General features: G+C 42.1%; 20 protein-coding genes. 10 read left to right on the top strand and 10 right to left on the bottom strand.

Annotation, left to right across the window (positions count from 1 at the left end; genetic code table 11):
- Positions 1 to 40: 40 nt before the first annotated feature.
- The 4 genes from QT327_RS23870 to QT327_RS23855 form a co-directional block, all read right to left on the bottom strand.
- Positions 41 to 2,485: an ABC transporter permease gene (locus QT327_RS23870; protein ID WP_130854712.1), complete on the bottom strand. Its 2,445-nt coding sequence runs from the start codon at positions 2,483 to 2,485 to the stop codon at positions 41 to 43.
- A gap of 321 nt (positions 2,486 to 2,806) precedes the next feature.
- Positions 2,807 to 3,460, bottom strand: coding sequence for a DUF8465 domain-containing protein (locus QT327_RS23865; RefSeq protein WP_130854713.1), 654 nt, complete (start codon positions 3,458 to 3,460; stop codon positions 2,807 to 2,809).
- Between the two features lie 63 nt (positions 3,461 to 3,523).
- The gene (locus QT327_RS23860; RefSeq protein ID WP_013664493.1) at positions 3,524 to 3,736 is read right to left on the bottom strand and encodes a helix-turn-helix transcriptional regulator; all 213 of its coding nucleotides are present in this window, start codon (positions 3,734 to 3,736) and stop codon (positions 3,524 to 3,526) included.
- A 128-nt stretch (positions 3,737 to 3,864) separates the two neighbouring features.
- Positions 3,865 to 5,148, bottom strand: a complete 1,284-nt coding sequence (locus QT327_RS23855) for a BamA/TamA family outer membrane protein (protein ID WP_149105132.1) — start codon at positions 5,146 to 5,148, stop codon at positions 3,865 to 3,867.
- A gap of 436 nt (positions 5,149 to 5,584) precedes the next feature.
- On the opposite strand from QT327_RS23855, the gene QT327_RS23850 reads away from it, so the two are divergent.
- Positions 5,585 to 6,874 carry a WG repeat-containing protein gene (locus tag QT327_RS23850; protein WP_149105131.1) on the top strand — a complete coding sequence of 430 codons (1,290 nt, stop codon included), beginning with the start codon at positions 5,585 to 5,587 and terminating at the stop codon, positions 6,872 to 6,874.
- Between the two features lie 103 nt (positions 6,875 to 6,977).
- Here the strand turns inward: QT327_RS23850 and QT327_RS23845 are convergent, their stop codons facing one another.
- Both QT327_RS23845 and QT327_RS23840 read right to left on the bottom strand, forming a co-directional pair.
- Positions 6,978 to 8,063, bottom strand: coding sequence for an aminotransferase class V-fold PLP-dependent enzyme (locus tag QT327_RS23845; RefSeq protein WP_130854716.1), 1,086 nt, complete (start codon positions 8,061 to 8,063; stop codon positions 6,978 to 6,980).
- A 24-nt stretch (positions 8,064 to 8,087) separates the two neighbouring features.
- Positions 8,088 to 8,219 carry a hypothetical protein gene (locus QT327_RS23840; protein WP_256377652.1) on the bottom strand — a complete coding sequence of 44 codons (132 nt, stop codon included), beginning with the start codon at positions 8,217 to 8,219 and terminating at the stop codon, positions 8,088 to 8,090.
- A gap of 130 nt (positions 8,220 to 8,349) precedes the next feature.
- Here QT327_RS23840 and QT327_RS23835 point away from each other — a divergent pair, with 130 nt between their 5' ends.
- The 3 genes from QT327_RS23835 (at position 8,350) to QT327_RS23825 (ending at position 10,750) form a co-directional block, all read left to right on the top strand.
- On the top strand, positions 8,350 to 9,558 hold the full coding sequence (locus tag QT327_RS23835; RefSeq protein ID WP_149105129.1) for an MFS transporter: 1,209 nt from the start codon (positions 8,350 to 8,352) through the stop codon (positions 9,556 to 9,558).
- 79 nt (positions 9,559 to 9,637) lie between these two features.
- Entirely contained in the window at positions 9,638 to 10,504 is an 867-nt protein-coding gene (locus QT327_RS23830) for an NAD(P)-dependent oxidoreductase (RefSeq protein WP_130854718.1), read from the top strand.
- 3 nt (positions 10,505 to 10,507) lie between these two features.
- Complete coding sequence (locus tag QT327_RS23825) at positions 10,508 to 10,750, top strand: VF530 family protein (RefSeq protein WP_013664487.1); 243 nt, start codon at positions 10,508 to 10,510, stop codon at positions 10,748 to 10,750.
- 17 nt (positions 10,751 to 10,767) lie between these two features.
- Here the strand turns inward: QT327_RS23825 and QT327_RS23820 are convergent, their stop codons facing one another.
- Both QT327_RS23820 and QT327_RS23815 read right to left on the bottom strand, forming a co-directional pair.
- Positions 10,768 to 12,939, bottom strand: a complete 2,172-nt coding sequence (locus QT327_RS23820; RefSeq protein ID WP_130854719.1) for a xanthine dehydrogenase family protein molybdopterin-binding subunit — start codon at positions 12,937 to 12,939, stop codon at positions 10,768 to 10,770.
- Positions 12,936 to 13,409 (bottom strand): (2Fe-2S)-binding protein, encoded by a 474-nt coding sequence (locus QT327_RS23815; protein ID WP_013664485.1) that lies wholly within the window; start codon positions 13,407 to 13,409, stop codon positions 12,936 to 12,938. The genes QT327_RS23820 and QT327_RS23815 overlap by 4 nt, the downstream gene beginning before the upstream one ends.
- Positions 13,410 to 13,547: 138 nt before the next feature.
- Here QT327_RS23815 and QT327_RS23810 point away from each other — a divergent pair, with 138 nt between their 5' ends.
- From QT327_RS23810 to QT327_RS23785, 6 genes are all read left to right on the top strand, one after another.
- Positions 13,548 to 14,591 carry a Gfo/Idh/MocA family oxidoreductase gene (locus QT327_RS23810; protein WP_130854720.1) on the top strand — a complete coding sequence of 348 codons (1,044 nt, stop codon included), beginning with the start codon at positions 13,548 to 13,550 and terminating at the stop codon, positions 14,589 to 14,591.
- A 174-nt stretch (positions 14,592 to 14,765) separates the two neighbouring features.
- Complete coding sequence (locus tag QT327_RS23805) at positions 14,766 to 15,863, top strand: vWA domain-containing protein (RefSeq protein WP_013664483.1); 1,098 nt, start codon at positions 14,766 to 14,768, stop codon at positions 15,861 to 15,863.
- A 187-nt stretch (positions 15,864 to 16,050) separates the two neighbouring features.
- Entirely contained in the window at positions 16,051 to 17,547 is a 1,497-nt protein-coding gene (locus QT327_RS23800) for a sigma 54-interacting transcriptional regulator (RefSeq protein ID WP_013664482.1), read from the top strand.
- A 180-nt stretch (positions 17,548 to 17,727) separates the two neighbouring features.
- Positions 17,728 to 18,357: a carboxypeptidase-like regulatory domain-containing protein gene (locus QT327_RS23795; protein WP_289554171.1), complete on the top strand. Its 630-nt coding sequence runs from the start codon at positions 17,728 to 17,730 to the stop codon at positions 18,355 to 18,357.
- A complete protein-coding gene (locus QT327_RS23790) occupies positions 18,344 to 19,198 on the top strand; it encodes a TonB-dependent siderophore receptor (RefSeq protein ID WP_289554170.1) in 855 nt (284 codons plus the stop codon). Before QT327_RS23795 ends, QT327_RS23790 begins: the two co-directional genes overlap by 14 nt.
- A 26-nt stretch (positions 19,199 to 19,224) precedes the next feature.
- On the top strand, positions 19,225 to 20,115 hold the full coding sequence (locus QT327_RS23785; protein WP_289554169.1) for a TonB-dependent siderophore receptor: 891 nt from the start codon (positions 19,225 to 19,227) through the stop codon (positions 20,113 to 20,115).
- A gap of 39 nt (positions 20,116 to 20,154) precedes the next feature.
- Here the strand turns inward: QT327_RS23785 and QT327_RS23780 are convergent, their stop codons facing one another.
- Entirely contained in the window at positions 20,155 to 21,168 is a 1,014-nt protein-coding gene (locus tag QT327_RS23780) for a cytochrome d ubiquinol oxidase subunit II (protein WP_013664480.1), read from the bottom strand.
- A gap of 105 nt (positions 21,169 to 21,273) precedes the next feature.
- Positions 21,274 to 22,581 carry a cytochrome ubiquinol oxidase subunit I gene (locus QT327_RS23775; protein ID WP_130854722.1) on the bottom strand — a complete coding sequence of 436 codons (1,308 nt, stop codon included), beginning with the start codon at positions 22,579 to 22,581 and terminating at the stop codon, positions 21,274 to 21,276.
- Positions 22,582 to 22,605 lie beyond the last annotated feature (24 nt).

The following is a 22,605-nucleotide window of genomic DNA, read 5'->3' as shown; positions in this document are numbered from 1 at the left end:
AAATGGCAAATAACCAAGCACGAATGACCAGTAACTAAATTTATTCACTTCTCAACGATTTCGTTGGATTGGCCAAAGCTGCTTTAATGGCTTGGAAACTAACGGTCAGTATAGCGATGACAATAGCAGCGGACCCTGCAATAGCAAAAACCCACCATTTAATTTCAATCCGATAGGCAAAATCCTGTAACCATTTGTTCATCGCCCACCAGGCTAAAGGTGAGGCGATGACAATGGCGACAAACACAAGCCTTAAAAAGTCTTTAGTCAGTAATTGTACGATGCCATTTACGCTGGCGCCAAGAACTTTTCGAATTCCTATTTCTTTCGTGCGCTGTTCTGTGGTAAAAGCCGCTAAGCCGAATAACCCTAAACAGGCAATGAAGATGGCTAAGGCAGCAAAACTGGTGAATATATTGCCTGTACGCTTTACATCCATATACATATTGGCATAACCTTCATCTAAAAAGGTATAACGCATGGCTTGATCAGGTGAAAATTTCTTCCATACAGCACCAATTGCTTGCACTGCTGTGCTCATATCTTTACCGTTTACCTTGACAGCAAGCATGGTGGGGCTATTACTTAATGCCATACATAAACCCTCGACTTCATCTTTAAGTGATTCAAAATTAAAGTCTTCTACTACGCCGATAACTGTAAATACACGGCCATTAGTTATACGGGCACCTACAGGATTTTTAAGCCCTAGCTCTTTCGCCAACTTTTGATTAATAATAACGGACTGGGAGTCGGTAGCCATGTCTTTGGAAAAGTTTCTGCCCGAAAGTAACTTCATGCCTAAAGTGGAAAGATAGTTTTCATCAATTTCCCAAAATTGGCCCCCAGTTCCAGCCTCTTCTGTGATTTTTCCTTCTTTCCAAAAAGTGTTGCCATTTCTTTTTACCCCTTCCAATCGTACTGGTAGAAAATCGCTCACCGAAGCACTTTTCACTTGAGGCAGTTTTTGAAGTTCTTCTTTTAATACGTTGATTTGATCGCCAAGGGTACTGGTGCCCTGTAAAACCATCACCTGGTCTTTATCGAAACCTATTTTCTTGTCCAGTATGAAATTCATTTGATTGTTGATAATCAACGTGCCGATGATTAACGTGATGGAGGTGGCAAACTGGAAAACAACCAAACCGTTTCTAAGAACGGGGTTTCTGGTCCCCTGACTTAAGTCCCCTTTTAATACTGCGATAGGACGAAAACCTGATAAATAGAAGGAAGGATAAATGCCCGCAAGGAGACCAACGAAAAGGGCTGAACAGAGAACAACGGGAATTAATTGCCAGCTGGACCACGGGAAGCCAAGTTCCTTTCCAGAGAGGGTATTGAATAAGGGTAACAATAGCCAGGCAAGTAATAGGCCGATGAGGAAAGATAATATACTGTAAAGAGTAGATTCCGCTAAAAATTGGGCAATTAAACCGCTTCTATAAGAACCGACCACTTTGCGAAGACCTACTTCTTTTGCACGATTGGCCGATTTTGCCGTAGATAGATTGACAAAATTAATACAGGCAATTAACAGGATAAATGCAGCAATACCACCAAATAACCATACAAATTTAATGTCACCCCTTTGCATTTGGGGGTAATCGTGTATATCGGCAGAATATAGGTGGATATTTCTAACAGGCTGTAAGCTTAAGCGAAGGTTTTTTTCCATTTCATTTGCGCGGACGTTCCCTGCCTGCTGCATAGTTGGAATGACATATTTGGTAAGGATTTCTTTTGTTAATATCTTTTCAAATTGTGCAACATCAGTCCCTTTCCGTAGTTTAATATAAGTCGGGTAATTCGTTGCTCCCCAATTGTCCTGCTCGCCAGGATAAAACACTACGCCGTTTAATGTAAGTAAAAAGCTGAAGGGTTTTAAATGTGAAGTAGAGGGGAGGTCTTCAATAACTCCCTTAATGGTATAAGGTTTGGATTTATCGTTGTTCAAGTAAACAATCTTTCCAACCGGATTCTTACCCGGGAAATATTTATCCGCTTTACTTTTCGTCATGACCAAGGTATACGGATGTTTCAAGGCTTTTGATCGATCTCCAAAAGCCATGGGTAGCTGAAGCATATCTAGTAACTCCTGATCCATGTAAGTAAATCCTTCTTCATAAACGCTGGTCGGATTATCCTCAATGCTTACCTGATTACTCCCTGCTCCGTAAAATAAAGAATTGGGAAGGATCCGTCCTACCGTTTCGACTTGCGGAAAATCAGCCTTTATCGCTTTACTTAAGGGTGCCTGAAAAGATACTCCTTTCTTTATTTCGCCATTATCATTGAATCGCGCAATAATGCGATAAATCCGCTCTCCATCGGGATAACTTTTATCATAACTTATTTCATGAATAATATATAATGTAATAAGTATACAGGCTGCAATGCTACAAGCAAAGCCACCAATTTTGATGGCAGAATATAGGCGGTGTTTCAGTAAGTTCCGCCAGGCGATTTTTAGGTAGTTTTGAAACATATTATTTATTTTTCAGAGGTGTTTCAGCTATTCGCTGAATCGCTCATGGTTTTATCATTGTATCAAGTATTAAGCCTGCCTGCCGGTAGGCAGGTGTCAAGATATTCTAAAAGCGCCTTTACGATGTTGAGTCTTACTAGTCGGGCGATCTTGTGTCTTGATACTTGCGTCTTATATCCTTTAGCTAGTAGACCAAGAATATCGCCAAATGGAAAAGTGGGCTTTAAATGTGGCTGGAAAGGAATGTAAAGAGGAATAGTGTTCGATTCCGAACAGTTTACTGTCCAAAATCGAACAAATAGTTGAGCTTAATCTAAGCGCTTATTTCTTATCAGGACGATGACTGAAAAAACTTTCCTTAAGCTTTTCTGCATCGATCTTTAGGTCTTCGTCTAAGCGGAAAAGCCAGGCGCGATCACTCAGTAATGGAACATGCTTTTTGGCTTCCGACAAATCAAGTGGTTTAATACGTTTAGTAATCTCTAAAGCGGGCTTGGGCACCTGTAGCACAACCGTATGAAATAAAAACTTAAAATCGAACAAGGGCCAACTGCTTACTTCGTTAATTTTAGCATTATAAATCTTTTGCGTGCTTTTCGGTGCAATTATACCCGCATATTCGCCTACAATTTGTTTTGCTTTTTCCGTGCTGAAGCTTAATAGTAAATCATACGAGGTTTCATTTACTAAATTGAAGATAGCGATGTTCTGTTTTTGGTCGCCGGTAATGGCTAAATAGATTCCTTCTCCTACAAAAGCGCCGGATATTACCGTCGGCTGCTTTTTATCTTCGTCAAAATCCAGCTCTTTCCGGCTTTGCTGCCCATAAACATGGGTTATCTTGGTCGTTTGTACAGGGATTTCAAAACCATCTTCTCCCGTTACTCCCACCAATTCATCATTGATTATTTTTGTAATGTGTCCTTCAAAGTCCTCTTCCACGAAGCGAACAAAGTCTCCTAATTTATATGCCATTTTCTAATTTAATCTTTTGTACAGAGATGTTACATTTCTTTACTCTTATACAGATTATGCTATTTAATGCTGTTTCGTAGAAACAAGTAAGCTACGAACGTCAACCTGTAATGCGTCTGCAATTTCAAAAAGCGACTCTACCGTAGGCTGCATTTTATTGGTGCTCCATTTAGAAACCGTGTTAATGTTTCTGTCTAGGGTTTCAGCAAGCCATTTGTTGGTTTTCCCTTGCTCAGCTAAGACTGCCTTAATACGATTGTATACTTTTTTGTCCATAAATATATTTTCAACACCTATTTATGTGCAATATAGCAAATGAAAGCGATATCAGCTATCTGAAATCTGCTGTCGGCTTTAAATTGTTTATCAATAGCTGATTGCCGATCTCTAAAAACTGATAGCTGTTAAAACACTTCATCCAGTCCGATTTGAAATCCTGAAAAACCTTTACTACGACCATAGTCAATGGCAATGTTTGTGCCCGAACCTTTATTGAATTTAATCCGTAAACCTCCGCCATAGGCTTGGTTCCAATCTTTAAAAATGTTGCTATTAGGGCCTGAAACGGTATTTGCGTTGGTAAATAATACAAAGCCTAACAGCCCGTTATTGGTAATGTCGCGCCGATACTCGGCCTCTAGATAAAATAAATGTCTGCCCCGGAAACGATTTTGATCAAAACCTCTACCGGAACGGTTATACACATCCCAGCCAATACTCGGCAGGTCTAGATAAGGAACTTGACGATTGAGCACTGACCAATAATAACTCCACAAACCAAGCATATTTTGGCGATTGGGGTCCTCCGTAAAACGGATATACTTTCGAAGGTCGAGATAAACAGAACTCCAGAAATGATCATTGCCGAGAAATTTAGGATTGATACGGTATTGAAAATAAGCATAATACCCATCTAATGGGTTGATAGAGTTGGCCCGTGTGTCATAAAGGAAATTAAAACTTAACCCCGAAGATAAACTTCTTCCAAAATCATCGGTACCGTAAGGATAGTCGACATAATCCCTTAGTAATACTCCATTTTTCTCAGCATCGATATTGGTACGGTAATCTAAATTATATCCTAGACCGGCAAAGAAATTCCGCTTAAATTTCCGTAAGGCATGTTGATAGAATCTGAAATAGGTATAGTCTACCAACATTTTATCATCTTCACTATGTTGCCGTCCTAAGCCCCAGGTATATTGCGGATATTTCATTAGGCGTGTATCTCCGATAATTACCCATTCATTGTTTTTTAACCAAACATAAGAGCGAATCGGGAGGCCAAAGCGCCCTTTAAAGTTGGTATAGGGTGTAAAAGTCACGCGAGACATGTTCGTTGTTTTACGATTGCCGGTAAAGAAACCCGCAGTCGTAGAGGTGATCAGAGCTTGGCCTCCCCCGGGTACAGTGGTGGAAAAAGGGAGAAAGGAAAAGTAAATCGACTTTCCGCTGCTATCAGGGCCCTTTGGAGGCTCTATATTGAGAAAATCTTTTGCTATATCAATAAGATCTCGTTGTTTTGTGGTGTCTGCTTTCGATCTTGAAGGCTCCAATTCATATCCCGGCCGTTGTGCGAAACTAAAATTGTAAAGTATAGTAAAAAGAAGTGAAAAAGAAATAAGTTTACTATAAGGCACATCATGTCGGATATGCAGATGACGTTTTTTCATGTAAGCCTTTCCCATCTATAAATCATTAAAAGATGCGTGGTTCTTCATCCTTGCCTCCCAAACATACTTCATTTTTAGTATATACGAAAGTCATTTAACAGTTTTAGCCACTTGAACAGGCTTACTGAGTTACCGTTATTGTTGTAAGCCGGAACGTAGGGAAAACAGTAAAACCTGACGAAAAGTTTAAAGCCTAGGGACGAATTGCTTTTTTGTGTTGATAAAAACCTGATAATTAGGTTAATAAATTAGTGTCAGCTGACTGAGTGATACTGACGAAATGATCATTATTTAATATAGGACCTTTGCGTTAATTATTAATTTTGAATAGGCACCCTGATGTTTAAAAACCCCTGTTTCCCGTGATGAGAGATGCAGCTACCATTACTTATTTTTGCGCCAAGAAGGAACCTATAGTAAATTTAAGGAACCGCTATCATTCAATTTTTATATGAAAAAAACATTACAAAGAGGTTTGTTTTTGCTGGTTGGCCTATTCTTCTGTCCAATCGGTTTCAATAGCGTGCAAGCACAGGAAATAAAAAAAGTAAAAGCCTGGGTTGTCGGATATGACATCGCTTTTGACATGCCAAGGAAGGACTCGGAAACTATGACCGAGGAGGAACAACAAATGGTGGCAATGATGGAATTAGGGAAGGCTATGAGCGGAGCAAAGGAAGGCGAGCCTTTGCTAAAGGCTTATGTAACAGCAAACAAAATGCGAATTGAACAAAAAGGGATCGTTTCTTCCGTTCAAATAAGTAATTTAGAAGACAGCATTTCTTACAACTTATATGCTGAAACCGAAACAGCATACCGTACAGCTTTGGCGACTCCGAAAGTAAGTACAGAAATGAAAGGTGACAGCATGATTGTGGTAAGTTCTGCGGATGGAAAATTGCGATTTTCCGATGAAACTATGGAGATTCATGGTTTTAGCTGTAAGAAGGCCATATTGGAAATGAATGTTGGCGATGTTAAGCAAGATATGACTATTTGGTATGCCGAAAAACTACCGAAACTTTTTTGGGGTGAATATGATTATTTGGAAAAGATTCCGGGAATGGCCTTGAAAATTTCGACGAATACCAACGGTATGGATGTAGGTATTAAAGCAGCTTCTGTTAAAGAAGAGTTAGTCGACGACACCCTATTCACCATACCCGCTCATTACACCATAGAAGATTCGTTCGACTTGTCAGGCGATACCGCGGCTGTGGATAGTACGGTGGAAGCAGAAGAAGATTATGAATTGGCCGAGGGATATCATTGGACCGACGATGGTGAACTATGGGGTATAGAAGATGATGCCGGAAATGTAATAGTAGAACCGCGCTATCACGACCGTTATGGTTATCGAGCCGGTCTGGCGCCGGTCTCTCGAGATGACAAGTTTGGCGTGGTTGATAAGACAGGTAAAGAAATAATACCATTGGAATATGAAGGGATTTTTGTTGCGGATGCGGATCGTTTATGGGCGATGAGGGATGGCCTGTATGCCCTCATAGATACCACGAACAAGGTGATTGTTCAACCAAGTTATCAAACAGGATCGCTGTTTGTCGACGGCGTTGCTTATGTACAAAAAGGTGAAAAGATTGGCTTTATAGATAAAAATGGCAAGGTCGTCGTTCCTTTTATTTACGATGAAGCGGAAATATTCATCGATGGGAAAGCTTGGGTAAAAAAGGGAGAAGAAGAATTTTATATCGATAGTAAGGGGCAAAGAGTTCAATTTTAGGTTTGGTTTTATGAAAATGGCCTCTTGTGAGGCCATTTTTTTATACGCTTCCTAAAGAAACCCAACCCTAAATGATCACTTTATTTGCTAACTTTCGAAACACTCAGATAGACTGATCAAGGATATCCAATATTTTATTTAAATCATCGACGGTATTAAAAAAGTGGAATCCGACGCGTACGCCCGAACCGCGACGTATGCAAACAACGTTTGCTTCTTGAAGCCGTTTATGAACCGTATCATCAATCGATAAACTGAAAATGGAAGAATGTATTGGCCGTTTTATGACGCTATTGGCCAAAAGGCCACGATCGGAAAACGCAGCGAAGGCTTGAACAGATAATGTTCGGATCCTGTTCTCGATCGTCTGCATCCCTATCTGGTTAAAATAAGCGACTGACTGCGCCAGCGTGCCGAAGGTTAGGGTATCCTGATGTCCAGGTTCAAAGTATAAAGATAAATGCGTTCTGCCTCTTAAGAAGGGTTCTGTTGGAAGTTCCTGCCCTGATGCAAGTCGATACAATCGATCAGCAATACGACCTCTCAAGAACACAAAACCATTACCATATCCGGAAAGCATCCACTTGTAGCCGCTTGCTCCCAGAAAGTCTAAACCGGAATTTTTAAAGTCAAAGCGTTCTGTACCGCAATATTGGGTGCCATCAGCAATTAGCAATAGTTCGGGATACTCGGCCTTTAATTTTTTAATGAATTCAAAATTTAACTTGATGCCACTTATATACTGCACGAGGCTGAAAGCGAAAACCGTAGGCTTAAACTCGCTGATTTTTATCAATATGCGATCTTCCAGATTTTCATCCACTTCGACAGTCTCTACCTTGAAACCTCTACTCTTTACGGCATAATTTACCGAAGGATAATCTCCTTCTAGCAATAAGAAGCGTTCGGAAGAGGCTAGGCCATCCAAAAAGGTGTTCATACCAAAGGAGAAATTAGGAACTAAAAAGGTATAGTCGGCATCCGCTTGAAATAGAGATGCCAAATTTTCTCTGACTCCTTTAAGAAAGTCCTCTTGATTTATCCGAAAAGAGCTTCCGTTCCGGAAGTACGCTTCGTCATGTTTTCGTCTCCAATCTAAAACGTCCTTTGATAAAATGCCGGTACCTGGCGTATTAACGTACGTGCAGCGATTCAATAGTGGAAACTGTTCGTGTGTGTCTAAAGTCATGTGTCCAAAATAGCTAAATTTTCTTTATTGTGAAAGGCGGGAATCGGTCTCCTCGTTCCCATTTTGCTGCTGTTCAGGCTTGCTAAAGAGTTTCTGTTGCGCATAAACAGTGTTAACACCTAATGCTAAAGCTAGCAAGAGTATGTTTCTTTTCATTTGTGAAATGCTTAAATTGTTTTCTCTGTGTAAATATGAAAAAAACATAGCTATTTATTTAAAATGCATGGCAGAAGTTGGATGAGAATGTACTAACTTTGCAGAGTGTATTTTAGACACTAAGTAGCTTATGAACAAAAACTTACTTCCATTAACTTTAGGAGGATTAGGTATAGGGATAACCGAATTTGTGATGATGGGACTTTTGCCCGATATCGCTCGCGATTTAGCGGTTTCTATTCCGAAAGCCGGCTATCTCATATCCGCATATGCATTGGGGGTTGTAATTGGGGCTCCGTTATTGGTAGCCATTGCCGGCAAATATCCGCCAAAGAATATATTGATCGCCTTAATGGTGATGTTTACGGCTTTTAACGCTTTTTCTGCTTTTGCGCCGGATTTTAATTCCTTGTTTATTGCCCGTTTACTTTCGGGCTTGCCGCACGGGGCTTTCTTTGGTGTAGGGTCTGTCGTAGCAAGCCGTATAGCCAAAAAAGGAAAAGAGGCGCAAGCCGTTTCCCTTATGTTTTTAGGTTTAACCATTGCAAATATTGCCGGAGTTCCTTTAGGTACATACATTGGCCATAATTTCTCATGGCGCTTTTCTTTTGCTATCGTCGTAGCTGTGGGGTTGATTACCTTGTTTAGCTTGAAGACCCTATTACCGGCGTTATCAGCTAATGCTGACAGAAATTTAAAAAACGAGCTCAGTTTCTTTAAAAAAACCGAAGCTTGGTTGATTATATTTATGATCTCTATTGGAACAGGAGGCTTGTTTTGCTGGTATAGCTATATCGCTCCAATGATGACGAGTGTAGCCGGTTTTTCAGCGGATGCAGTGACCTACATTTTAGTATTGGCAGGGGTTGGAATGATGGTTGGAAATCTTTTAGGAGGTTTTCTGGCAGATCGTTTTTCCCCCGGAAAAGCCTCTGCTGCTTTGCTGGTTGTAATGGCTGTAACGCTGATCATTGTACATTTTGTTTCCTTCAATCCGGTTACAGCGTTGATTATGACCTTTGTTACCGGAGCAGTAGCCTTTGCATTGGCAGCACCTATTCAGATGCTAATGATCAATACGGCCAAAGGGGCTGAGATGATTGCCGCTTCTGTTAGTCAAGCTAGCTTTAACATAGGAAATGCCTTAGGTGCTTTCTTGGGAGGTTTGCCGCTCGTCTATCACTTTGATTATACATGGCCGGCAGTAGTTGGTGCTGCTATGGCATTCGTCGGCGCCCTCTTCGCTTTTGCTTTTATTAAACGAAAAAAGCTGATCAACCCCTCTAAGCCTTTGGAAGAAGTGCTGGTATGCGAGGGAGCCGCATGTGATTGTATTTAAGTATTAAACAATTATCTTTGTTATCTGTTATCTCAACATTCGTTGGAAGCAACTCTTTATGTCAGAAATATTGATTTAAATGACCGACACGATAGGATGGATAGGCTTAGGGAACATGGGATATCCCATGGCAAAAAACTTGCTCAAAGCTGGTTATGCTCTAAATGTTTACAATCGGACTGCATCCAAGGCCGAAGGTTTGGTAAATGACGGAGCCACTTTAGCTAGTAGTATCAAGGATTTATGTGTAGAGAGTGAGGTTATTATTACGATGCTGTCCGATGATCAGGCCGTGAAGGGTATATTCCTAGGTGAAGGCGGCTTACTTAATTGCCAAGCGGAAGGGAAGCTGGTTATAAACATGAGCACAGTGTCGCCCAGAACGTCTTATGAGTTAGAAGAAATGAGTAAGGCAGTAGGCGCAAGGTTTTTAGAGGCACCTGTTTCGGGAAGTGTTAAACCGGCTGAAGACGGTACACTATTGATTCTCGTAGGAGGTGATGAAGATAATTATCGTGCTGCTCAACCGATCTTCGAAAAACTTGGAAAACTGTCTTTTTGGCTTGGAAGTGTGGGCGCCGGATCGTCTGCAAAATTGGCGATCAACTATTTTTTGGCTCTTACGCTGGAGGGTTTAGCTGAAACCGTTTTATTTGCGAAGAAAAACGGAATAAAAGCCGAAGATATGTTGCGTATCGTGAATGAAGGTGCCTGCGGAAGTCCGTTAACAAAGCTAAAAACAAACGCGATTGTCACTAATAGCTATCCGGCCGCCTTTGCGCTAAAACATATGGTGAAAGACCTTCGATTGGCCGTGGAGCAGGGAATCGACTTTCCATTAGCTCAGCCGCTCGCCGAAACCTATAAAAAAGCCTTTGATAAAGGGCTTGGAGAAGAGGATGTGATGGCCATTATAACCTATTTAGAAACTTTGTCAGCAGACTAATCGATGCCACGAGATTTTCATAAAGAGCAACCCAATAATCCCTTGCATGGAGTTACCTTGGAAATGGTTGTTAGGCGTTTGGAACAACACTATGGATGGAAAGAACTTGCACGTTTAGTACGCTTAAATTGTTTTGCTAACAATCCAAGCGTCAAATCAAGCCTCCAATTTCTTAGAAGAACGCCATGGGCCAGGGAAAAAGTGGAAGCGTTGTACATGGAAACAAAATTTGAGGAAAGCGATTAGCTTCCTACAGGGGGTGGTTACCACTGCAATTTATTGGCCCTTAAAGGCAGATTTCTTAGGCGCTGGCCAGTTGCTGCAAACAAAGCATTGGCTATGGCCGCTGCGGTAGGGCCTTGTGCGGCTTCGCCGGCACCCATTGGTTTTTCTTCCGGTCTATCAATAACAATTACCTCAGTTTCAGGAACGTCAGAGAAGCGCATAATGGGATAGCTTTCCCATGTATCACTTTGTATACCATCCGCTGAATACTTCACCTCCTCGAATAGTGTCCAGCTTGCCGACTGTATCATACCGCCCTCAGTTTGATTTTTTAGCCCGTCAGTATTGATCGTTTGACCGGCGTCAATGGCACCGGTTAATTTAGTGAGCTTAAAAGTTTTACGACTGCGATCTACTGCAACCTCAGCAATCACTGCAAAATAGGCCGCGTGATTTTTATACTGGGCAAATGCTAGCCCAAAACCGTAGTCTTTTCGCTCCTTTCGCTGCGACCAATTGACTTTATTGCATACTGCTTTTATCACGGCAATGGCTCGTGCGTCGTTCAAGTGTTTTAAACGGAAGCTTGCAGGATCTTGTTTACCGCGCGATGCCAGCTCGTCTATAAAAGACTCCAACGCAAAGATGTTGGCATAGGCACCGAGACTTCGCAGTGCGGACGTTCTTAACGGACCTTGGAAGGCATAAGCTGTCACTTTTAGACTATCCGTGTTGTAAAGCGGGATCGCATTTCGATAAGCCCCACCGGATACGCCGTTTTTTTCAGCTTGTTTCTTTGGATGGATGTACTGTGCTGCAAGTAGCAATGAAGCTTGTCCCCCAGGGCGGACGCTGTGGGTATCTGACCATAATTGGGTTTCAAGATAGCTTATTTTTCCCTCATGGAGACTTCCATTTAGCTGGATTCGCATAGCTGATCCGTACGGTTCCCAGCAATGTTCATCTTCGCGCATCCATTGTAGACGGATAGTGCTCTCCGGTAATGCTTGCGAAATTAAGACAGCGTCAGCCGCTACATCATCAGCGCCGTTATGACCATAGCAACCGGATCCGGGGACACCAATGACATGAATGGATTCTTCAGGTAAGTCCACCAGGTCCGATAGACTCTTCCTAAGTGGGTAAACGCCTTGGCTGTGTGTCCATACTGTTAATCCCTTTGAACTCCACCTAGCTAGTGCACACGATGGGCCGATGGATCCATGCATATGATATGGACGGGTATAAGTGGCTTCGATGGTTGTTAAATTAGGTTTATTTGTGTCTCCCTTTGCTTCCACCACTTTCACTTCTTTGCTCCGATGTACCATATCTTCAAACAGGATCTGTTGAGAAGGTAAAACGCCTGTTTTCCATTTACTGAAGGATCGAAGGTATTCCCATGCCCGAATGGCGTGATACTCTTCTTGAGCCACTACTGCCAGAAAATCGCCGTTCCTGATAATTTTTCTTATTCCATCCATTTTTGCAACCTCCTTTTCCGGGAAAGATAGAAGCTTGGCATCATAAGAAGGGGGGCGAACTACCCGAGCATGCAGCATATCGGGAAAACGGAGGTCCTGTATATAGTAAGAAGTTCCGGTTACCATGGTACGTATATCTTCTCGTGGCACGCTTTTTCCGATAAGTCGATAATCTTTTGGATTTTTAAGGGGTGCGTTACCCGAAATCGTTCCTTGGATTGCCTTCCCTTTCAGCAATTCCCAATAGCTAATCGATTTGTCGGGTTGCGATGGATCAAGAACGAGCCCATCGTTAACAATCAATGAAGTAAACGGGCTACGAAGCTTTTCCGCGGCCATTCTAATCAATCGATAACGTGCTTCTGCCGCCGCTTGGCGTATGCTCATTCCACTATTTTCTATAGAAGCGCTTCCGGCAGTATATCGTTCATCTGGTGTGCGTTTCGTGTCAGCTATAATGATGTGAATGCGGCTAAGGTCGACATCCAATTCTTCTGCAGCTATTTGTTTCAGCGCAATGCGGATTCCCTGGCCAAGCTCCATTTTTCCGGTCAACAAGGTTACTTTTCCTTCGTCGGATAATTTTAACCAAGCATCAATGTTGTTGCTATCTATCGCTCGGGCAATTTTAGCCCCTCCTTTGCTAGGTGTACAGCAAAGAAAGGGTAAAAGATGAAAACCAATAATCAGCTGGCCGGTGGTCGATATAAACTCTTTTCTGTTCATAGCGATGCTTTTACTGTAAGCGAGGCACGACGAATCGCCCGCATAATCCGATTATGACTACCACATCGGCATAATACTCGTTGTAAGGCTATTCGGATTTCCTCATCCGTGGGATTGGAATTCTTCTGTAACAAAGCTTTGGAGGCTATAATCATCCCGTTAAGGCAATAGCCGCATTGGGCCGCCTGCTCCTTAATAAACGCTTCCTGAATCGTATCGAGCTGTTCGCCTTGGCTAATACCTTCCAAGGTAGTTATAGAACTATCCGCTAGGGAGTGGCAGGGTCGTTTGCAGGAGGGCATGGCTATGCCATCTATCAGTACCATGCAGGAGCCGCATCGCTCAACGCCACAACCGTATTTCGGTCCGTTTAATTGTAAATTGTTTCGAAGCACATAAAGTAAGGGAGTTTCAGGGCCGACCCGTAATGAATAGTTTTTTCCATTTACTTTTAGGTTAATCGTATCCATGGTTCGTTTATTGAAAAAAGGAGAACAATTTCATCTATTCTTCACTTTAAGATAACTGATTCCTAATAAATTTGTTTCAAAGAACCGAAAGTTCGGAAAAATAGACTAGGTTTGAAATAAAACCAATAGAATTTATCGATGCATACCATTAAAACTGCTTTATTATCTTACGGAATGTCAGGGAGCGTCTTCCATGCGCCCTTCATAGATTTACATCCGGGCTTTGAGTTAACAGGCTCGTGGGAACGAAGTAAAAAGCTTATTCAAAAAGACTATCCAACGGTTGCTAGTTATCCGTCGTTTGAATCCATTCTAAACGATGCATCAATCGAACTGGTAATTGTCAATACCCCTACCGGTACACACTACAATTTTACAAAGAAGGTGCTCGAAGCAGGTAAACACGCCGTTGTTGAAAAGGCTTTTACGATTACAGCCGCCGAAGCAATAGAATTAGAAGCGTTAGCTAAGGAGCGTAACCTTAAATTAGCGGTTTTCCAAAACCGGCGATGGGACAGTGATTTTAAAACAGTGAAGAAGATCGTAAAATCAGGTGTTTTAGGCGAAATTGTAGAGGTTACATTTTCTTATGAAGCTTATTTGCCTAAATTAAATACGAAGGCACATTTAGAGGAACCTTCGCCGGCGGCAGGTTTGATAAGAGATCGTGGTCCTCATATGATCGATCAAGCCTTATCCCTTTTTGGCTATCCAAGGGCGCTCTTCGCTGATCTAGCTATAGTGCGAACCAATTCGCAGGTAAATGATTACTTCGAATTAATCTTGTATTATGAAGATAAAAGAGTACGGTTAAAGGGCGGCTTTCTTGCACGGGAAATGGCTCCCTCGTATATTGTACATGGCAAGGAGGGCTCTTTTCTGAAAAGCAGGGCAGATAAACAAGAGGATAGGTTGCTAGCGGGCGAGAAACCCAATACAGATAACTGGTGTGAAGAGCCGGAAAGTGAGTGGGGAATATTGCATGCTGAACGTGATGGTAAGGCATTCAGGGAAAGGGTCCCTTCTGAACGGGGAAACTATCTGGATTTCTTTGAAGGAGTTTACCAGGCTATTGTTAATAATCAAATAGAACCGGTTACCGCGGCAGAGGGTGTTCAAACGATGAAGTTGATTGAAGCGGCTATCGAAAGCGCGGATACCGGCTGTGTAGTGAAGCTGTAAGAGCGCTTTCAGATTTCGGAGATCAGCTATCAGTCTTAACTTAAGTAGGAGCTGATAGCTGAACACTGATTTCTGAAGACCTATAGCTAAAAATGACCTTTAGCTTAGAAATAATCTCCAAGGAAACTTTTATCTTCGGATAAGTGTTCAATATAAGAAAAGGAAGGAGCAGCTATGAGAGGATTTCGCTTTTCGGAATTCGTTCCGACAGATATGCCAAAAGGGGGCTTCGATAGTCTGTTAAAATTGTTTAGTCAATTACTTAATTATACGGCGGGGGATGCGGCGGAAGCGTTAGCATGGATGAATGAGCTGGATAAGCAGTATAATCTGACGACCGATGAATATGGAATGGGAGACTTTATTGAGGACCTTAAAAATAAGGGCTATCTTCAAGAGAATCCGCAAGATGGCTCATTCCAAATTACGGCTAAAACGGAACAAACTATTCGGCAGTCGGCCTTAGAGGAAATCTTCGGGAAATTAAAAAAATCAGGCAAGGGAAACCACGGAAGCAATCGCAGCGGAGTAGGTGAGGAGAAAAATGCTGATCGGAGGGAATACCAATACGGAGATAGCCTTGACCAAATTGACATAACAGCTTCCATCCACAATGCGCAGATTAATCACGGATTGCAAAATTTCACCTTAACGGAGCGTGATTTAGAAGTCGAGGAAAGAGATTATAAGACACTTACCTCCACAGTGCTGATGATTGACATATCGCACAGCATGATTTTGTACGGAGAGGATCGAATTACACCGGCGAAAAAAGTTGCGATGGCTTTAGCAGAGCTGATCCGAACTAAGTACCCAAAGGACACACTCGATATCGTAGTTTTTGGAAACGATGCTTGGCCTATCGCATTGAAAGATTTGCCCTACTTGCAAGTAGGACCTTACCATACGAATACCTATGCGGGCTTGGAATTGGCGACTGATTTGCTGCGAAGACGCAAAACACATAACAAGCAAATCTTCATGATCACAGATGGCAAACCAACTTGCTTGAAGGAGAACGGAAGGTACTATAAAAATAGTATGGGTTTAGACCGCAAGGTTATTAATAAGACACTCACCATGGCGGCACAATGCAAACGGTTAAAGATACCTATCACCACATTTATGATAGCTCGGGATCCCTATTTACAGCAGTTTGTCCGACAATTTACCCAAGTGAATGGCGGGAAAGCCTTCTACAGCTCTTTAACGGGATTAGGTGAATATATTTTCGAGGACTACATTAGGAATAGAAGGCGGACGGTGAGGTAAAATAGCTGTCAGAAATCAGCTATCGGTTTTCAGAAGGAAAATTAAGATTGTTGTCCGTAACGAAGGAATATCAATGACTGATTACCCTGTAATTGATCTAACTCGGGTAAATTAGTAATAAAAGGTTTAGTATGAATTAAATCTGCCGAAAGCTGATTGCCTACGGCTGATAGCTAATAATATAACTATGATCAAAACATTAGGTGAGTTAAAAGCATCTGGATATAAAAGTAAATCCGTTAAAGAAGAATTAAGAGAAAATCTGATCAAACAGTTAAAAAGTAAAGAAGAGGGTTTTGAAGGCGTTTTGGGATATGATGAAACGGTTATACCTGAACTGCAAACCGCTATCCTTTCGCGTCATAATATCCTTTTACTAGGTCTTCGGGGCCAAGCAAAGACAAGAATAGCACGTCTAATGGTTAACCTATTGGATGAATATATACCCTATGTAGAAGGAAGTGAAATATTTGATGATCCCTTGAATCCGATTTCCTGGTTCGCCAAGAGTGAGATAGCGGCGAAAGGCGAAGATACACCAATCGCATGGTTGCATCGGAGCGAGCGTTATACGGAAAAGCTGGCAACGCCGGATGTGACCGTTGCTGATCTGGTAGGTGATATCGATCCCATTAAAGCGGCTACCCTAAAACTTACCTATAATGACGAACGTGTTATCCACTTTGGATTGATACCGAGAGCACATCGAGGTATTTTTGTAATCAATGAATTACCGGATTTGCAGGCAAGGATACAAGTAGCCCTTTTTAATATGCTACAAGAGAAGGATATTCAGATTCGAGGCTTCAAGTTACGGTTACCGTTGGACATCCAGTTTGTGTTTACCGCTAACCCGGAAGATTATACAAATCGTGGGTCCATTGTAACCCCCCTAAAGGATCGGATCGAAAGTCAGATATTAACACATTATCCAAAAACAATTGATGTATCGAGAGCGATTACCTTTCAGGAAGCAAGGCTTTCTCCCCAGCAGAAAAGCTTAATTGAGGTCGACGGCCTACTGAAAAACTTGATTGAGCAAGTGGCTTTTGAGGCGAGAAAAAGCGAGTTTATAGACCAGAAGTCCGGTGTATCTGCACGTCTGACAATCTCGGCCTATGAAAATTTAGTAAGTACCGCCGAGCGCCGAATGCTTATATCCGAAGAAGAAAAAACTTTTGCTAGGATATCTGATCTTATAGGGATCATTCCAGCTATTACAGGGAAGATAGAACTGGTTTATGAAGGCGAATTGGAGGGGCCGATTCATGTTGCGAATAAACTAATCAGTAACGCAATAAAGACATTGTTTGCTCAATACTTCCCCGATCCTGAGAAAATTAAGAAAACAAAGGTTACGAATCCATATCAAGATATTATCGATTGGTTTACGGCGGGCAATAAATTGGATATCAATGATGCTTTATCTACGGAAGAATATGCCATGATTCTAAATCATGTGCCTGGATTGAAAACCGTTGTTCAGGAGTTTCACAAAAAGCTAAGTGACAACCAAAAGTTGCTTCTGATGGAGTTCGTTCTGCACGGATTGGCGGAATATTCTCAATTGAACAAAAACATCATGAACGGAGGGTTTGCCTTTTCAGATATGTTCGGTAGTCTTTTCAATTCGTCATTTGAACAGGATGAAGATGACGAATTGGATGATGAGGATTTTAGGTAATCTCCTAACTCTTCTGATTTAGCTTCGGCAATAGTAAAAATTAAGACTAGACTGATTGCTGATAGCTAAAACTGTCCTACTAATTGCTTATTTAAAATAAGTCTAAAAATGTATTGACAAATTTTGAAACAAATTGTAGGTTTGTGCTCAATTTGTTTAACTAGATTTATTCTAAATAAAGTGAAAAGACTACTATCATTCAACCTAATTGTAGTACTTAGTTTTTGTTTTATGCATTTGGCCCATGCGCAAATTAAAGGAACTGTACGCAATCAATCAAACGAACCGGCGGCGGGTATATCCCTCTGGATTAAAGGTACCCGAATCGGGGGAAAAACAAATAGCGCAGGTGGATATGAAATTCAGGGTGTCAAGGCGGGCGAGCATACGCTCATTTTATCAGCTGTCGGTATTCAAAAACAAGAACGGCTCATTCATTTCGATGGAAACGAACTGATTGAAGATTTTGTAGTGCAGGCAACCAATGAACAACTCCAAGAGGTCGTTATTTCCAGTCAGAAGAAGCAGTATAAGGTGGATACTACTTCAACAAGCTTGCGCTTAAATGAACCATTATTGGAAATCCCTCAAAATATTCAAGTTGTGACCAATAAGGTGTTGGCCGATCAACAAATCGTTAGTATGAGTGACGGGCTGATTCGCAACGTTAGCGGAGCTGTTCGCTTAGAGCATTGGGGTGATTTGTATGCGAACATCAACATGCGTGGTTCGCAGATCCAAGCGTTTAGAAATGGGTTTAATGTTGTCGGTTCTTACTGGGCCCCTAACCGAAGACATGAGCTTTGTTGACCATATCGAATTTGTCAAAGGACCCGCCGGGTTTATGCTGGCTAATGGTGATCCAAGCGGATTGTATAATGTTGTCACCAAAAAGCCTACCGGTATTACAAAGGGCGAAGCGAGCTTTACGGTAGGAAGCTTTGACTTATTAAGAGGAACACTCGATTTGGATGGAAAATTAAGTAAGGACGGAAAGCTCTTGTATAGATTGAATGTTATGGGCCAGAATAAGGCCTCGCATCGTCCCTATGAGTATAATGATCGGTATAGTATTGCTCCCGTCATCTCTTATCAAGTAGATGAGCAAACCAAGCTTACCGCTGAATATACCTTGCAGCATGTACGGATGACCGAGGTTGGGTCTTACTATGTGTTCGGGCCGGAGGCGGGCGGCTATGCCACGCTACCGGTAGATTTTACCATGACGAATCCGGGTATTCCACCCACCAATATCGATGACCACAGTTTATTTCTAACCTTGGAACATAAGTTTAATGATCATTGGAGATTAACTGCACAGGGATCGTATTTCTTCTATGATCAGGTTGGCTACAGCTCCTGGCCCTCAAAAGTTAATGCTGATAGAACATTGATAAGAAATGTAGGTATCTGGGACGCCCAAGGTCGTATGGGGCTCGGGCAGGTTTTTGTAAATGGTGATATACAAACGGGTTCCGTCCGGCATCGTATACTTGCCGGTATCGATATGGGAAAAAAGACTTATATTGCTGATTGGGGACAATCACATGATTTAGACCGCGATAGTGCCACTTTGTACTTTGATCCACTTAATCCCTCTTACGGAATTCGACGAATGGACTACCAAATTTTGATAGAAGCACTGATTTAGAGGCGAGAGCTTTAGCAGCAGGTGGGTTGCAAGGTCAGCGCTATACGGGATTATATTTTCAGGACGAACTGGGTTTTTTTGAGAATAAACTAAGATTGACACTGGCAGGACGTTATACTTATGTACGCCAATATTATGGTGAAAGTGCAGACGAAGCGAAACGCTTTACTCCACGACTAGGACTAAGCTACTCGATTCATCCGAGTGCTTCCGTTTACGCTGTCTATGATCAGGCTTTTGTTCCGCAGAGCGCTTCCGGAACAATTGAAAATGGAGGGAAGTTGAAACCCATAACGGGTAATAATACCGAATTCGGAATCAAGAATGAGTGGTTTGACGGTAATCTAAGCACAACATTATCAGTTTACAGAATTTTGAAAAACAATGAACTCACCACAGGCCCTAATAGCACACCCACCAACCCTACCAGCATTGTTTTAGGACAGAAGAAAGCCCAAGGTTTTGAGTTTGATGCTAGAGGAAGCATTGGTGCAAATCTAAGCGTCGTTGCTAATTATGCGTATACTGATTCGAAGGTCAATAAAGTTACTCCAGGCGTAACAAGTGTGACGGTAGGTCAGGTGATGCCGGGCTTCGCTAAACATGTAATTAACGGGTGGTTAAATTATAAACTGCCGGTGAAAGCGCTAAATGGAGTGGGCGTATCCATGGGCTATACGGGATTGTTAAATCGTGCGACAGATAACTGGGGTGAAGGACAGCTAAGATTACCTGACTACCATAAAGTAGATGGTGGCATTTTTTGGGAAGGGAGGAAAATGCGTATAACGGCTAATGCCTTTAATATCTTCGATAAATACTTATTTAGTGGCTCCTATTATAATTGGTTGAGCAGTTATTACTGGCAAACCGAAGCTCCAAGAAATTATAGGTTAACGGTTACTTATAGCTTCTAAAAAGAGAAGGCCGGCAGATGGTGTTGGCCTTCTCTTTTTTTAATGGGCAATGCCCTTCTTCTTTTCAAAGCTATAAATTAGGTAAAATAGGGCCGGCAAAATAAAAATACTTCCCAGTAGGAGTGCCCAGGCCAACGCTTCTATTGTTTTATTTAAACCGGCATCTTCAACTAGGGATAGCGACGCGCCTCCTTTCAAAAGGATTATCTTTGGAAAGTGAATGTAGGTGGCGGCCAGCAAAATCATGCTTACCTGGAAGCCTGCCAATAAACGGATGAGAATCGCTCGATTTTTACTTAAAGATATCCACAAGAATATTAAGGAAATACTGGCCGCTCCAATCGCCAATGAACCTATCCAATGTCCGAAAATCCAATCCAACAAAGGGATTTGCTCATAATGTGCAGCAATAAAAACAAGCCCTCCTGCCACGAAAGCCGCTACAATCATTTTTTTAGCCACACGAATAAAGTGCTGTCTGTCATCTGAAGAATGCACTTCGCCAATAATGTAAATGGCGGCTAAAAAGCCGCAAATACATACCGTGAAAAGCCCTACCGCTATCCCGAAACTATTTAGCCAGCTATCAACGTAAGCCGACAAAAAATTTGTCGCGCCCACATCTATCTTACGGCTGACGGTGCTTGCGGCAATGATGCCAAGGAAAAAAGGGGTAATAGCACTGGAGTAAACGAAAATGCGATTGTATATGCTTTGCATACGATCTTCAACAGCGTCGTAATTTCGAAAAACAAAGGCTGTCCCCCTCGCGATAATTCCCAGCAACATGGCCGTCAACGGAATATGGACAAAAATGGACATGGTTGTATAAATTTTCGGAAAGCCAACAAACAAAATAACAATGGCTATGATAAGCCACATGTGGTTTGCCTCCCAAATGGGACCGATAACACGATACATGGTATGCCGTGTCTTGCTTTTATGCTCGCGCTTGCTTATTAATTCAATAATACCGGCACCAAAATCTGCCCCGCCTAATAGCAGGTATAACCAAATGGAGGTCCAAAGAAATGCGATGACTATGTATAACATGTTAACGGTTTTCGGCTTTCAGCTACCAGCTGTCAGCTAGGTTCAATCTTTAATACTAATTTTATTCTTTTCTTTAATGAGCCGAGAGCTGATCTCCGATAGCTTCTACACATCATAAACCCACCCAACCATCTTAATTTGCCGGTAAAGTAGAAACGCCACGATGATCGACAAGGAAACATATACGGCTGTAAATAAATAAAAAGAATAAACGATTCCGGGCATGGGCGTAACTGCATCAACAGTTCGCATAATACCATAAATAATCCAGGGCTGCCTCCCAATTTCAGTGACCATCCATCCCGCCTCAATAGCAATAAAACCTAAGGGAATGGCGAGGATGAATAAGTTTAAGAGCCAGGGGCTACGCAGCCATGAGCGCTTCTTAGCCAGGGTGATGAAATAAATGATAGAAAGTGACAGCATCAGCATGCCGAGTCCTACCATTACCTGAAAGGCATAGTGTGTAATAGCTATTGGAGGATGATAATTTTTCGGGATTTGATCTAAACCGGTAACAATTGCTTTGCTATTTCCATGAGCCATCCAACTTAATAAGCCAGGTATCTTCACGGCATATTTTACCTCGTTTGCCTTCTCATCTACGAGACCTCCAATAATTAAGGGTGCTTCTTTTTCTGTTTTGAAATGCGCTTCCATTGCTGCAAGCTTGGCAGGTTGTCTCTTTGCAACATCTTTTGCCGATATATCGCCGCTCAATGGTTGCAATACCGCAGCAACAGTGGCAAAAATAGCCGCAATCCGAAAAGCCTTTTCGTGAAAATTGATGTTCTTTCCTTTTTTGATCATAAACGCGTGAACCCCTGCGACTGCAAAACCGGTTGCTGCGAAGGCCGCTAGGGTCATGTGAAGCGCCTGTGAAAACCAGGCATCATTGAACATAGCATCTATTGGATTAATGTTGGTGTATTTGCCATCTACATATTCAAAGCCCGCCGGACTGTTCATCCACGCATTAGCCGCCACCACGAGTATACCCGAAGCCAAACCACTTACCCCTACAATAACGCCTGTAAACCAGTGAAACCACGGATTGAATTTATCCCATCCATACAAGAAGAATCCTAAAGCGATAGCCTCAATGAAAAAAGCCGTTCCTTCCAGTGAAAAAGGCATTCCAAAAATAGGCCCGGCATGTTCCATAAAGGTTGGCCACAGCAAACCTAGCTCAAAAGAAAGTACCGTACCGGAGACCGCCCCCGTAGCAAAAAAAATCGCGACTCCCTTACTCCACGCCTTCGTGACGTTTTTATATACCTGTTCGCCTGTCCGAAGCCATTTATAATGGGCAATGGCCATAAAGAAGGGCATTACCATACCAATACAGGCAAAGATAATATGAAAGCCAAGGGAGAGGGCCATTTGAGAACGGGCGGCGAGGAAATCGTCCATAACGAGCGGTTATTAAAATGATAA

This window comes from Olivibacter sp. 47 (assembly GCF_030372825.1).
Lineage (GTDB): Bacteria > Bacteroidota > Bacteroidia > Sphingobacteriales > Sphingobacteriaceae > Olivibacter > Olivibacter oleidegradans.
The sequence above is the reverse complement of the archived record's forward strand: the minus strand, read 5'-3'. Positions and strand labels throughout refer to the sequence as shown.

Excerpts from the sequence above, each read along its gene's own strand:
- QT327_RS23870 (WP_130854712.1), bottom strand. The coding sequence starts at position 2,485 with ATGTTTCAAAACTACCTAAAAATCGCCTGGCGGAACTTACTGAAACAC.
- QT327_RS23865 (WP_130854713.1), bottom strand. The coding sequence starts at position 3,460 with ATGGCATATAAATTAGGAGACTTTGTTCGCTTCGTGGAAGAGGACTTT.
- QT327_RS23860 (WP_013664493.1), bottom strand. The coding sequence starts at position 3,736 with ATGGACAAAAAAGTATACAATCGTATTAAGGCAGTCTTAGCTGAGCAA.
- QT327_RS23855 (WP_149105132.1), bottom strand. The coding sequence starts at position 5,148 with ATGGGAAAGGCTTACATGAAAAAACGTCATCTGCATATCCGACATGAT.
- QT327_RS23850 (WP_149105131.1), top strand. The coding sequence starts at position 5,585 with ATGAAAAAAACATTACAAAGAGGTTTGTTTTTGCTGGTTGGCCTATTC.
- QT327_RS23845 (WP_130854716.1), bottom strand. The coding sequence starts at position 8,063 with ATGACTTTAGACACACACGAACAGTTTCCACTATTGAATCGCTGCACG.
- QT327_RS23840 (WP_256377652.1), bottom strand. The coding sequence starts at position 8,219 with ATGAAAAGAAACATACTCTTGCTAGCTTTAGCATTAGGTGTTAACACT.
- QT327_RS23835 (WP_149105129.1), top strand. The coding sequence starts at position 8,350 with ATGAACAAAAACTTACTTCCATTAACTTTAGGAGGATTAGGTATAGGG.
- QT327_RS23830 (WP_130854718.1), top strand. The coding sequence starts at position 9,638 with ATGACCGACACGATAGGATGGATAGGCTTAGGGAACATGGGATATCCC.
- QT327_RS23825 (WP_013664487.1), top strand. The coding sequence starts at position 10,508 with ATGCCACGAGATTTTCATAAAGAGCAACCCAATAATCCCTTGCATGGA.
- QT327_RS23820 (WP_130854719.1), bottom strand. The coding sequence starts at position 12,939 with ATGAACAGAAAAGAGTTTATATCGACCACCGGCCAGCTGATTATTGGT.
- QT327_RS23815 (WP_013664485.1), bottom strand. The coding sequence starts at position 13,409 with ATGGATACGATTAACCTAAAAGTAAATGGAAAAAACTATTCATTACGG.
- QT327_RS23810 (WP_130854720.1), top strand. The coding sequence starts at position 13,548 with ATGCATACCATTAAAACTGCTTTATTATCTTACGGAATGTCAGGGAGC.
- QT327_RS23805 (WP_013664483.1), top strand. The coding sequence starts at position 14,766 with ATGAGAGGATTTCGCTTTTCGGAATTCGTTCCGACAGATATGCCAAAA.
- QT327_RS23800 (WP_013664482.1), top strand. The coding sequence starts at position 16,051 with ATGATCAAAACATTAGGTGAGTTAAAAGCATCTGGATATAAAAGTAAA.
- QT327_RS23790 (WP_289554170.1), top strand. The coding sequence starts at position 18,344 with ATGAGCTTTGTTGACCATATCGAATTTGTCAAAGGACCCGCCGGGTTT.
- QT327_RS23780 (WP_013664480.1), bottom strand. The coding sequence starts at position 21,168 with ATGTTATACATAGTCATCGCATTTCTTTGGACCTCCATTTGGTTATAC.
- QT327_RS23775 (WP_130854722.1), bottom strand. The coding sequence starts at position 22,581 with ATGGACGATTTCCTCGCCGCCCGTTCTCAAATGGCCCTCTCCCTTGGC.